The organism is Leucobacter fengyongliangi (genome assembly GCF_052386045.1).
The window spans coordinates 1,453,409-1,464,806 of the sequence record NZ_CM126356.1; the positions used below are offsets into that span (position 1 = coordinate 1,453,409).

The 11,398-nt window shown below is 62.3% G+C and carries 14 protein-coding genes; 8 read left to right on the forward strand and 6 right to left on the reverse strand.

Features of this window, described 5'->3' with window-relative positions:
- Positions 1-5: 5 nt before the first annotated feature.
- Together ACTNFK_RS06960 and ACTNFK_RS06965 are read left to right on the forward strand one after the other, a co-directional pair.
- Positions 6-350 (forward strand): metal-sulfur cluster assembly factor, encoded by a 345-nt coding sequence (locus tag ACTNFK_RS06960; protein ID WP_433647174.1) that lies wholly within the window; start codon positions 6-8, stop codon positions 348-350.
- Positions 351-475: 125 nt separating this feature from the next.
- Positions 476-2,098, forward strand: coding sequence for an ABC-F family ATP-binding cassette domain-containing protein (locus ACTNFK_RS06965; protein WP_433647176.1), 1,623 nt, complete (start codon positions 476-478; stop codon positions 2,096-2,098).
- On the opposite strand, the gene ACTNFK_RS06970 is transcribed toward ACTNFK_RS06965, so the two are convergent.
- From ACTNFK_RS06970 to ACTNFK_RS06980, 3 genes are read right to left on the reverse strand one after another with little or no spacing between them, the layout of a single operon-like run.
- Complete coding sequence (locus ACTNFK_RS06970) at positions 2,095-2,946, reverse strand: SURF1 family cytochrome oxidase biogenesis protein (RefSeq protein WP_435935754.1); 852 nt, start codon at positions 2,944-2,946, stop codon at positions 2,095-2,097. The two genes, ACTNFK_RS06965 and ACTNFK_RS06970, sit on opposite strands and share 4 nt — an antisense overlap.
- On the reverse strand, positions 2,943-3,188 hold the full coding sequence (locus tag ACTNFK_RS06975) for a hypothetical protein (protein WP_433647180.1): 246 nt from the start codon (positions 3,186-3,188) through the stop codon (positions 2,943-2,945). Before ACTNFK_RS06975 ends, ACTNFK_RS06970 begins: the two co-directional genes overlap by 4 nt.
- Positions 3,185-3,556, reverse strand: coding sequence for a DUF3099 domain-containing protein (locus ACTNFK_RS06980; RefSeq protein ID WP_435935753.1), 372 nt, complete (start codon positions 3,554-3,556; stop codon positions 3,185-3,187). Before ACTNFK_RS06980 ends, ACTNFK_RS06975 begins: the two co-directional genes overlap by 4 nt.
- 121 nt (positions 3,557-3,677) lie before the next feature.
- On the opposite strand from ACTNFK_RS06980, the gene fabG reads away from it, so the two are divergent.
- Positions 3,678-4,388: a 3-oxoacyl-ACP reductase FabG gene (gene fabG, locus ACTNFK_RS06985; protein ID WP_435935752.1), complete on the forward strand. Its 711-nt coding sequence runs from the start codon at positions 3,678-3,680 to the stop codon at positions 4,386-4,388.
- A gap of 13 nt (positions 4,389-4,401) precedes the next feature.
- Here the strand turns inward: fabG and serB are convergent, their stop codons facing one another.
- Positions 4,402-5,061 (reverse strand): phosphoserine phosphatase SerB, encoded by a 660-nt coding sequence (gene serB, locus ACTNFK_RS06990; protein ID WP_435935751.1) that lies wholly within the window; start codon positions 5,059-5,061, stop codon positions 4,402-4,404.
- A 74-nt stretch (positions 5,062-5,135) separates the two neighbouring features.
- Here serB and ACTNFK_RS06995 point away from each other — a divergent pair, with 74 nt between their 5' ends.
- Positions 5,136-5,921, forward strand: a complete 786-nt coding sequence (locus ACTNFK_RS06995; protein WP_433647188.1) for an ABC transporter ATP-binding protein — start codon at positions 5,136-5,138, stop codon at positions 5,919-5,921.
- A gap of 109 nt (positions 5,922-6,030) precedes the next feature.
- Positions 6,031-6,279, forward strand: a complete 249-nt coding sequence (locus ACTNFK_RS07000; protein WP_433647190.1) for a type B 50S ribosomal protein L31 — start codon at positions 6,031-6,033, stop codon at positions 6,277-6,279.
- 118 nt (positions 6,280-6,397) lie between these two features.
- Here ACTNFK_RS07000 and ACTNFK_RS07005 read toward each other — a convergent pair whose 3' ends face one another.
- Positions 6,398-7,102, reverse strand: a complete 705-nt coding sequence (locus tag ACTNFK_RS07005; protein WP_433647191.1) for an exonuclease domain-containing protein — start codon at positions 7,100-7,102, stop codon at positions 6,398-6,400.
- Positions 7,103-7,176: 74 nt separating this feature from the next.
- Here ACTNFK_RS07005 and ACTNFK_RS07010 point away from each other — a divergent pair, with 74 nt between their 5' ends.
- The 3 genes from ACTNFK_RS07010 to ACTNFK_RS07020 all read left to right on the forward strand — a co-directional run bounded on the left by ACTNFK_RS07010 (position 7,177) and on the right by ACTNFK_RS07020 (position 9,763).
- On the forward strand, positions 7,177-8,061 hold the full coding sequence (locus ACTNFK_RS07010) for an alpha/beta fold hydrolase (protein WP_433647193.1): 885 nt from the start codon (positions 7,177-7,179) through the stop codon (positions 8,059-8,061).
- Entirely contained in the window at positions 8,058-8,888 is an 831-nt protein-coding gene (locus tag ACTNFK_RS07015; protein WP_433647195.1) for a TrmH family RNA methyltransferase, read from the forward strand. The genes ACTNFK_RS07010 and ACTNFK_RS07015 overlap by 4 nt, the downstream gene beginning before the upstream one ends.
- A 77-nt stretch (positions 8,889-8,965) precedes the next feature.
- A complete protein-coding gene (locus tag ACTNFK_RS07020) occupies positions 8,966-9,763 on the forward strand; it encodes a phosphatase PAP2 family protein (RefSeq protein WP_435935750.1) in 798 nt (265 codons plus the stop codon).
- A 168-nt stretch (positions 9,764-9,931) separates the two neighbouring features.
- Here the strand turns inward: ACTNFK_RS07020 and ACTNFK_RS07025 are convergent, their stop codons facing one another.
- Positions 9,932-11,209, reverse strand: coding sequence for a bifunctional alpha/beta hydrolase/OsmC family protein (locus ACTNFK_RS07025; RefSeq protein ID WP_433647199.1), 1,278 nt, complete (start codon positions 11,207-11,209; stop codon positions 9,932-9,934).
- Positions 11,210-11,398: the final 189 nt, after the last annotated feature.

Sequence of the window (11,398 nt, forward strand, 5' to 3'; positions counted from 1 at the left end):
AGACCATGAACGAGACCGTGAAGATCACGACGATCGATCCCGAATTCCGCGAGCAGGCGATAGAGGCGTTGAAGAACGTCTCTGACCCCGAGTTGGGTGTCAATATCGTCGACTTGGGGCTGATCTACGATCTCGCCTACGACGAAGAGAACGACGCCCTAGTGATCAGCATGACACTGACAAGTGCCGGCTGCCCGCTGACCGATGTCATTGAAAATGACATCGCTGAGGCCCTCGACGGACTGGTGGTCGCCTTCCGCATCAACTGGGTGTGGATGCCGCCATGGACGCCCGAGCGCATCACCGAAGATGGCCGCGACATGATGAGAGCGCTCGGATTCTCGATCTAGGATCGAGATCAGTGGCAGCCCAGTGGGCTGTCACCATCTGTGTGCTCTGCCGGAGGCAGTTGGGCTTTTCCATCTAGTTATTTGCTTTTCCACGAAGGCCCGGGCCGCCCAGCCCGGGCCTTCGCATGCCACATGAAGTAGGAGTTCCCTTGATCACGGTCGAAAATCTCGCAATCGACGTTGGCGCGCGTCGACTGATGTCTGGAGTCACCTTTCGCGTGACTCCGGGCGACAAAATCGGCCTGGTCGGGCGAAACGGAGCGGGGAAGACCACGCTGACGCGCACCCTCTCCGGAGAACTCCAGCCCGCCGAAGGCAGCATCAGCGTTTCGGGCGAACTTGGGTTTCTTCCGCAGGATCCACGCACAGGCGACCCCGACCAGCTCGCCCGCCACCGCATTCTTGACGCGCGCGGATTGGGAACGCTGACTCAGCAGATCACGAAGGCTGCCGATGACATGGCATCTGAGGATCCTGCCATCGCCGACAAGGCAATGAAGCGCTTCGGCAACCTGACCGACCGTTTTCAGACGCTGGGTGGCTACGCTGCCGAGGCAGAAGCGGCTTCGATTTCCAACAACCTGGGTCTTCCTGACCGTGTGCTCGACCAGCCGTTGGGCACGCTGTCGGGTGGTCAGCGACGTAGGATCGAGCTCGCACGCATCCTCTTCTCCGATGCCGACACGATGATCCTTGACGAGCCCACGAACCACCTCGATGCGGACTCAATCGTGTGGTTGCGTGAGTTCCTGAAGAGCTACCGCGGGGGAGTGATCGTGATTAGCCACGACATTGATCTCGTCGGTGACACCGTGAATCGGGTGTTCTACCTCGACGCAAACCGCCAGGTTATCGACATCTACAACATGGGATGGAAGCTCTACCTGCGTCAGCGTGCGGCCGACGAGGAGCGCAGACGCAAAGAGCGCACCAGCGTCGAGAAGAAGGCTTCGGCACTGCAGCAGCAGGCCGCGCGCTTCGGCGCGAAGGCATCAAAGGCAGCGTCCGCCCATCAGATGGTCGCCAGAGCCGAGAAGATGCTCTCCGGGCTCGAAGACGAGCGTCAAGTGGATCGCGTCGCGAAGCTCCGCTTTCCAGACCCGGCCCCTTGCGGCAAGACACCGCTCATGGGGGAGATGCTCTCAAAGTCCTACGGATCGCTTGAGATCTTCGCCGGCGTGGATCTCGCAATCGATCGAGGCTCCAAGGTCGTGATCCTGGGCCTGAACGGCGCGGGCAAGACCACCCTCTTGCGGATCCTGGCCGGCGTGGACGAACCCGACGCAGGCAGCCTGATTGCCGGACACGGGCTCAAGGTTGGCTACTACGCGCAGGAGCACGAAACGCTCGACGTGAAGGCCAGCGTGCTCCACAACATGGTGTCGGTGTCGCGACACCTGACGGAGACTGAAGCTCGTCGGGTATTGGGCTCGTTCCTGTTCACGGGCGACGACGTGCACAAGCCCGCGGGTGTGCTTTCCGGTGGCGAGAAGACGAGGCTCGCCCTCGCGATGCTCGTGGTTTCGAGTGCCAACGTACTGCTGCTTGATGAACCCACGAACAACCTCGACCCAGCGAGCCGCGAGGAGATCCTCGATGCCCTCGCGAACTTCACGGGAGCGGTCGTGCTGGTCTCGCACGATCCGGGCGCAGTTGAGGCGCTCAATCCCGAGCGCGTGCTGATCATGCCAGAGGGCACCGAAGATCACTGGTCGAAGGAATACCTCGATCTCATCGAGCTCGCCTAAGCGTCGAGCAGGGCATCTTCGACGTCGGCATCGCTCGGGCCTCGCCGCCGTCGCCGTTCGGCGCGTCGAGCGTCCTCACGAAGCACGGATTCGTCGCCAGCGTTGAGGTTGCGGTACTCCTGTCGCGCGGCATATGCCACGCCAATGATGGCGATCAGGATGAAGACGTACCACTGCAGCGCGTATGAAAGGTGCGGTCCTTCATCTCGTTCCGGCTTCGCCGGGAGGATGCCAGTGTTGCCCGATGGAGTTTCTGACACGAGCTGTCCGTACGCTCCGGTGAATACACGCTCGGAATTCAGTTGCGACCCCAGTTCGGTGAGGTTGATGCTCGCTACCGACCGACCCGAGGTGCTCCTCCCGAAGATCTCCGGTTCGCTCGCTCGCAGTCGCGCCTCTACGGTGACGAGACCGTCGGGCGCCTCAGGAAGGTTCGCCGGAATCTCATCGGCACCGGCAACGGGAACCCAGCCGCGATCCACAAAGAAAACTGTGCCATCGGTGAGTTGCAGCGGCATGATCATATTCGAACCGACACCCTCAGCCGCGGGTCGATTGCGAGCGAGAAACGGCTCGCCGATGTACGTGCCGGTCGCCTCGATCGTTTGCCACTTCAACTCGTCCTCGTCGAAGTCGCTGAGACCAGTGACGGCTTCTGAGAGGGGGATGACCGGGGCATCGTAGTTCGCGTCGATACGCGTGATCTCGGCCCGGGCTTCCGCTCTGCGATCGAATTGCCAGTTGCCAAACCAGACGCACGCAAGGGAGAACAGGATCAACATCGCGAGGTACCCGAACCAGCGCCTGCTGCGCAGGAAGCTCCATCCGACGGTCCGCGTGTCAGTCACTCCACTATCTCCTCACCGCTAATCGGTGAGACCTCAACCGGGAAGGACCGGGTCGTGAGGTAGTCACGCAGGAAATCAAGGTGCTCATCGCACGCCAGCCAAGTCTTTCGGCGTTCCTCGCCGTGAATTTTCGGGTTTCGCCAGTGGATCGCGGCAGTCGCACGCTCCCGACACGCGGCGCGCGAGCACTCGAGTATCTGTGGGGTGTTGGCGCCAAGCGACACCGTGAGCACACCGCTCACGTGGAATCACCGCTCTTGCGTCGCTCGGCCGGTGCGTCGATGACGATGAGGGTCGCTGGCGACTCCGGGGTTCCAGCCCGAGCAGTGCCGGCTTCAGACGGAGTACTCTCCGTGAGCTCCAGCGGTGTCGGTGCTTCAGGACGGTCGCCATCACCGCCGTGGTCGACGGCGTTGGCGACGAGAACCGCGAACCAGGGCAGGATGACGGAACCCGCGGCGGCCACCAAGATCCACCAGCCGCGCACCCAGAAGAGTGAGGCAATGCACACCACCCGCAGACTCATCGCGATGAAGTACATGCGCATGCGGCGCGCACGATCTTCGGCCGGGGTCACCCCTGCCGAAGTCACGCTGTATTGCTCAGACATGCGCCTCGTCTCCGTTCCCTCCTAGAGTACCGCCCCGCACTGAGTGCCCGGTGCGAGCAGACCTCGGGAAGTGCCGAGTTCCTCTAGGCTGATCAGAGCATTCGACGGAAGGATCCACCCGATGAACACCCCTCGTACCGTACTCGTGACCGGCGGCAATCGCGGCATCGGATATGCCATCGCAGAACGGATGATCGCGGACGGGCACCGCGTGGCCGTGACCGCGCGCTCGGGCGAGGGCCCGGTTGGCACACTGACGGTGCGAGCCGAGATGACCGATTCGGCGTCTATCGATGCCGCGTTCTCAGAGGTCGAGCGCGAACTCGGTCCGGTCGAAGTCGTCGTGGCAAACGCTGGGATCACTAAAGACACACTGCTGCTGCGGATGACGGAGGAAGAGTTCACGAGCGTCATCGATACCAATCTCACCGGCACGTTTCGCGTAGTTAAGCGCGCGGCGAAGGGCCTGTTGAAGGCTCGATTTGGGCGAGTCATTCTGATCTCGAGCGTGGTTGGACTGTACGGCTCACCCGGGCAGATCAACTATTCCTCGTCAAAAGCCGGACTCGTGGGCTTCGCTCGGTCGCTCACTCGAGAACTGGGTTCGCGCGGTATCACCGCGAATGTGATCGCCCCCGGTTTCATCGAAACCGACATGACCGCGGAGCTTCCGGAGGCGCAGCAAAAGCAGTACCTGAGTTCCATTCCAGCCGCGCGCTTCGGTCAGGTCTCGGAGATCGCCGCCGCCGCCTCGTGGCTCGCTGGAGACGAAGCGGGGTACATCTCGGGGGCTGTGATTCCTGTCGACGGTGGCCTCGGGATGGGTCACTAGACCCACACGACACTTACGGGGTCTCGAGCAACCTGTCGAGCAGCGGGATTGCCCGCCGCAGGTCGTCTTCGATCGCCACATCAGCGAAGTCAGTAACAACGGGCTTCGCGTTGAACCCGACCGAGAGCGCGGCGACTTCCATCATTTTGAGGTCGTTCGCGCCGTCACCGATGGCAACCGTCGAGCCCCAGTGGATCCCTTCGGCCGCAGCCCATTCCCGCAGGGCATCGGCCTTCGCCTGCGCGTCGATGATCGGGCCCGTCAGTCTTCCTGTGAGCTTCCCGTCGGCGACCTCCAGGCGGTTCGCGCGCCAGTAGTCGAGGTGCAGGTCTTGGGCGAGCGGATCGAGTACCTCGTGAAAGCCCCCCGAGACCACCCCAACCTTGCCGCCCCGAGCGTGCACCTCGGCGACGAGTTCGTGGATCCCGGGGGTCGGCCTTACGCGCCGATAGGTCTCCTCGAATACCGACTCGGGCACACCTGCGAGCGTCGCCACCCGCTCTCGGAGGCTCGCTGCGAAATCGAGTTCTCCGCGCATGGCCCGCTCGGTCACTTCGGTGACCTGCTCGCGGGTGCCCGCGGCATCGGCGAGGAGCTCAATGACCTCATCTTGAATCGTCGTTGAATCGCAATCGAGTACCACCAGGGGGCGTTGGGCGGGGGAGAGGCTCATGCGTCCAGTGTAGAGATCGCACACGCTGTCATCGCGCACCAACCGGGAGCATCTGACTGAGTAGGCTTGCAGCTATGGTCAATGTGCTCCGGTTTACCGATGTTTCCTACGTGCGGGGCGGTCGTCCCATCCTTGACGGGGTGAACTGGGAGGTTGACAGCTCAGAGCGCTGGGTAGTGCTCGGCGCGAACGGTGCTGGCAAGACCACGTTGCTGCGGATCGCGACCGCCAATGACTATCCCACCTCGGGCACGGTCGAGGTCCTCGACCAGAAGCTCGGCACCTTTGACATTTGGGAGTTGCGTAACCGACTGGGGTTCGCGTCGACCGCGACGGCCCGTCGCATTCCCGCAAGCGAGACTGTGAGGAATCTCGTCCTGACCGCTGCCTATGCGGTTGAGGGTCGCTGGAACGAGTCGTATGACGACTATGACTTCCGGCAGGCTGATCGCATCGTCGCCGAATGGGGCCTCACAGAGTTGGCAGACCACCCGTTCGGCACCCTTAGCGATGGGGAACGCAAGCGCGCGATGATTGCCCGTGCGGTGATGACCGATCCCGAGTTGCTCCTCCTTGACGAGCCGAGCGCGAGTCTTGATCTGGGCGCGCGTGAGCGTCTCCTGCAGATGTTGTCAGGGTTTGCGCAATCGCCTGACTCGCCGGCCATGATCATGGTGACCCATCACGTGGAAGAGATTCCTCCCGGGTTCACTCACGTCCTCATGCTAAAAGATGGCAAGATTCAGGCATCGGGGCCCATTGCTCAGACGCTCACCGCCGAGTCGCTGGGTGAGACGTTTGGAATGCGTTTTGATTTGAGCGTTGAAGGCGGTCGCTTCGCCGCGGTTGCGCGCGTTTAGCGTGGACGCACGAATCAACCCTCGTATCTGCTAAAGTAGAGTTTTGGCACATCACGGCTAAAGACTTCGTGCGCTCTGCGCATCAATCACCGACAGCATAAGGACACCCATGAAGACCGAGATCCACCCCGAGTACAACGCCATCGTGTTTCGCGACCTGGCTTCGGGCGAGACGTTCCTCACCCGTTCCACGCTCACCAGCAGCAAGACCATCGAGCTTGATGGTGCGACCTACCCGGTGATCGACGTTGAGATTTCGAGCGCCTCGCACCCGTTCTACACGGGCAAGCAGCGCATCATGGACTCGGCCGGTCGCGTCGAGAAGTTCAACAAGCGCTTCAAGGGCTTCGGGGCCTAAGCACGTCCTCGCCACTCAGGCGGGAGACGCAACAAGGCGGGCAACACCTTCGGGTGTCGCCCGCCTTGTTGCGTCTGGACTCGGTGCAGGGGTCCCAGTGCGGTAAGCCGCCCGAGGTTCAGCCCTCGCGGATGGGCCAGGCACCGTCAGCCACGAAGCTGACGTCTTTGACTCGTCGCATGTACTCCTGGAAGCTTTCGGCCTGTGCGGCCGCCCAGCCGATCTGAGCGTCATGTACCGCGAGAATCTCCTCCGGAAGAACTTTGGCGTACTTGCGCGCGATCGCTTGCGCCACGCGGCCCGCCGCAATCGCGTCTTCCCCGGCATCGTGCGCCGTGCCGAGTTCCACCTCGTAGTGCGCGGCGACAACTTCGAGCGTGCGCTTTCCCTTCCGGAATCGGTCGAACTGCTTATCGAGGATCAGTGGATCGATCACGGGGGAGACCGCGCCCGGCCACGTCACTCCGTGCCGAGCTGATTCGGCACGGAGCAGGCTGAGATCAAACGGCGCGTTGTAGGCCACCACGGGAAACCCCCGCTCAAGCATTGCGTGAAGCTGCAGCACGATCTGTCCCACGCCCACGTGGGCCTGGACACCGCTCGCCCGAGCCACCTCGGTGGTGATGCCGTGAATGCGCGCCGCCCCCTCTGGAATTTCGATGCCGGGATCGATCAGCCAGTCGTACCGTTCCTTTACCTCGCCAGATCCACCGATGAGTGCAATGGTTGAGCTCACAATGCGCGCACTCGAAGTGTCAACTCCGGTGGTCTCAGTATCGAAAACGGCCAGGTTTTCAGCCCACAAGGGCAGATAATCGGTCACGGTGCTCCTCTTCCTCGTTCCCGATGCTACCGGCAGGCACCGACATCGGTGGGCCGGACGGCTACACTCGACACGTGACCGACGCATTGCCAGACCTTCTCATTCCTACCCTTGGAGCTGACACCCGAGCGTGGCAGTATGGCGATCCGGGCGGCGCTCCGATGATTCTGGTGCATGGATTTCGCGGTGATCACCACGGGCTTGACCTGCTCGCGCGGGAGATCGCTCGACGCTCACCCGGAGTCCGCATCATCGTGCCCGATCTCCCCGGCTTTGGTGCCACCCCGGCGCTCCCTCGGCGCATACACGATCTCAATCTCTACGGTGAGTGGCTGCGCGAATTTGCCCTCCAGGTAGCCGGCGATCGTTTCGCGATACTCGGGCACTCATTTGGCTCGTTGGTGGTCGCAAACTCGATCGCGGGTGGCCTGGCTCCCAGTAACGTGATACTCATCAATCCAATTTCTGCCCCCGCTCTCGAGGGCCCGCAGGGTGTGCTGACGCAACTCGCCACCTGGTACTACCGTGCCGCCGATGCGCTTCCCGAGCGCGCGGCGCGTGGCCTCCTCGGGCATCCCATCATCGTGCGTCTGATGAGCGAGGTCATGGCAAAGACCCGAGACCGCGAACTCCGAGCCTGGATCCACGGTCAGCACGACACCTACTTCAGCATTTTCTCTGATACAGGTACCCTGCTTCAGGCGTTCCAGGCTTCTGTGTCGCACACCGTCGTTGAATACGCTGCTGCGCTGACCCAGCCCACCCTGCTCATTGCGGGTGATCGCGACGACATCACGCCACTGCCAGAGCAGCTATCGCTGCGCAACCGCCTCCTCGACGCGCGCCTGCGCATCGTCCCGGGAGTGGGCCACCTCGTGCACTACGAGGCGGTGGATCACGCAGCGGCCGAGATTCACTCGTTTCTCATTGCGCTCAGTACGACGGGGGAGCGGGTGTGAGGATCCACCAGATCGACAGCATCGACGCTCCCGAGCTTGCCGACTATACGCAACTCACCGACGTTGCGCTGCGTCGGGTGCGGGAGCCAGCCGAGGGGCTCTACCTCGCAGAGTCACCCAAGGTCATTGAACGCGCGTTGCGCGCTGGCCATCAGCCACGCTCGGTCCTAATCCTGCAGGAGTGGCTGCCCCGAGTTGAGCCGTTGCTCGAGAGATTTCCCGAGGTGCCGGTCTATGTCGGAACTGACGCGCAGCTTGAACAGCTCACCGGGTTTCACATGCATCGGGGTGCACTCGCGTCCATGCACAGACCTCAGGAACTCGATCCGCTTGAACTCCTGAGCCGCTCAGCTCGCGTTGTCGTGCTTGAGGACCTTGCCGATCACACCAATGTTGGCGCCATTTTTCGGTCGGTCGCGGCGCTTGGCGCGGATGCGGTCTTGCTCACACCCGCCTGCGCGGATCCACTGTATCGTCGCTCGGTCCGTGTGAGCATGGGTGCGGTGCTGCAGGTGCCGTGGGCACGGTTGCCCGACTGGCGCACCGCCGGCCCGATGATTCGAGATGCCGGATACGATCTCGTAGCGTTTGCGCTCCGGGAGGACGCCGAGGACCTCGCTGACTTCTCACACTCGCTGCCGCCGCGGCTCGCGCTGATGTTCGGTACCGAGGGTGAAGGCCTCAGCCGCAGGGCACTGGCCGCAGCGATCCGGAGCGTCGTCATCCCGATGGAACACGAGGTCGACTCACTCAACGTCGCAACCGCCGCCGCGGTGGCACTCTGGGCGGTTCGCGCGGCTGACCGCGCACACCCAGAAATTCGATAGCCGACGGCCGTAGGCTGCAGGCGACGACCTCGTCGCGCTGAGCGATCGAGACGGGGGAGAGGAGGGGAGCGAACGGGATGGGTATGCACCGTGGCCGCGCCCTGGCCTACGCGCTCCTTGCGCTCGTGTTCGGCGGATTGTCGTACGCAGTCGGCGTGGGCAGCCTGCTGGGTCAACGCGCTGAGGCAAGCGTGCTCGAGGCGGCAAGCTTCAGCTACGATCCGCCAGCGCCGCTGAGTCTTGTCTCTATTCCCGCTGTAATAGTGGCACTGGTGCTGATCGGCGCGCTTGCACTGTGGGCACACGGAGCGCGTCGCGCACTCGCGGTGGTGATTTTTCCGACGATCGCGATCGTGACCTCCCAACTCCTGAAGCAGCGGGTTCTGGAGCGTCCCGGGCTCTTCGAGTTCGACGCCGAGAACACCTTTCCCAGCGGGCACATGACCGTGTTCACTGTTGTGAGTGCGGCACTCATCTGGGCGGTACCGCGCACGCTGCAGCCCACAGCAGCCCTCCTTGGCGCGATCTTGACCGGGATCGCCGCCTGGCAGCTCCTCGAATATGGGTGGCACCGCCCGAGTGATCTCGTTGGAGCACTGTCACTCGGTGTGCTGGTGTTCGCGTGTGCCGCGCTGATCCGCGTGCGGAGTAGTCGCACGTTGCCTCGAGCGCCGGGCCGAGTGTCGTATGCGGTGAACAAGATTCTCGGAGTGCTGCTCGCAATTGTCGGCGCGACGTTGGTGGCGGGCGGCCTGGCACTGACGGTCGCCGCCGGCTGGTTCACCTCCGCGGAGTTAATGATCTCGGGCGCCCAGGTGGCCGTGATCGGGGCAAGCGTACTCGCTTCGCGCGCGTACGTCGCCCTCAGCGCGTAGCGCAGTCACGGCCGGCCAAGCGATAAGCGATCGAGAGGCCACATGCGGTGATTGCCGGGCTCACGCGACGTTCGATGATCTCGGCCAGAGCGTTTTACTCATGACCCTTGACCTTGCCTAAGTGTTGATAATCTATATTATGTCAGCTCGAGTTCTTCTTTGGTGCTCTCACCCAGGCCGCCACGCGCTTTGTTCCTGCGTCAGCGTCGTCGTAACTGCGACACTCCCCTCGAGCGTCCGGTGCACCGGGCAACGATCCGCAATTGAAAGCAATGACTCGCGCTGGTCGCTCGTCAACTCGCCTTCGATGGAGATCACTCTCTCAATATGGTCAACTTGGCCTGTTGTCTTCTCGCAGGTCGCACAGTCCTCTGCGTGTATACGCGAGTGCCTGAGTGTCACGCCGATTCTGCCGATGGGCCATTTCTTGCGTTCTGCGTACATTCTGAGCGTCATAGAGGTGCAAGCGCCCAGTGCCCCGAGCAAGTATTCGTAGGGTGACGGACCAGAGTCTGCGCCGATCGGGTGTGGCTCATCTGCGAGCTGAGAGTGGCGTGAGGTAGTCACCACCTGGCCGTATGGACGATAGCCGCTCTCCCCTACGTGTACGACACCCTCAGGTAATGACTCTGCTGAACCGCCGTGAACCATGGCCGGGAGCGAACTATCCACCTTCGGGAAGTATCGAGCCGCCCACACCGCGATGACCTCGGCGGCAAATTCAGCGTCAGCGGGCCGCGTGAGGAGATGATTGGCCTCGTCAAGGGCAATGAAAGACTTGGGGTGAGGTGCCGCATCAAAAATCTGCTGTGCGTGCTCGATCGGCACAATCCGATCCGTTGGAGAGTGCATGACCAGAAGCGCTGGGGCAAGGTGACTGATCTGGCCGCCCAACCGCTGGCCTTCTATGTCCGTGAGGAATTCCTGGCTCACCTGGAATGGTGTTCCGCCCAGATCGATCCAGGCGGCGCCGGTTGTCTCGATCTCCGTGACCTTCTCCTCGAGAACTCCCAAGACATGGCGTGGATCTGCTGGAGCACCAATCGTGGCAATTGCGCGCACTTCGGGGATCTTCTCCGCCGCTGCGAGCACCGCCGATCCCCCAAGCGAATGCCCAATCAAGAGACTCGGTGCTTCGAAGCGCAGGCGAAGAAAGTCAGCCGCTGCGACAAGGTCGTCAACGTTCGTCGAGAATGTCGTGTCGGCAAAATCGCCACCGGAGTGACCGAGCCCCGTGAAGTCAAACCGCAATACCGCGATGTCATGTTTTGTAAGAGCGCGAGCAATCCGAGTCGCAGCAACTGCGCCCTTCCCGCATGCGAAGCAATGCGCGAAAAGAGCGTATGCGCGCGGATTCCCGGGAGGCAACTCTAGCCGGCCAGCGAGGGTATCGCCCTGTGCGCCAGTGAACGTGGTTGGTTTCACCGAGGAACTGGTGCTTGTCATACCACTCCATCCGCCAGGTTTGCGAGTTGGTGTCAGCATACTCCGAACCCTGGAGCCCACCGCAGGCACCCGTCTCGCCCCGAGCAAGCTTATTGAAAAGCCTGGGCTTCACGTTCGCGAACGGCTCAGTATCTCAAGCACATGAACACACAGCTCGACATGACACTGGACACTGCTCTTCGGCAGGCG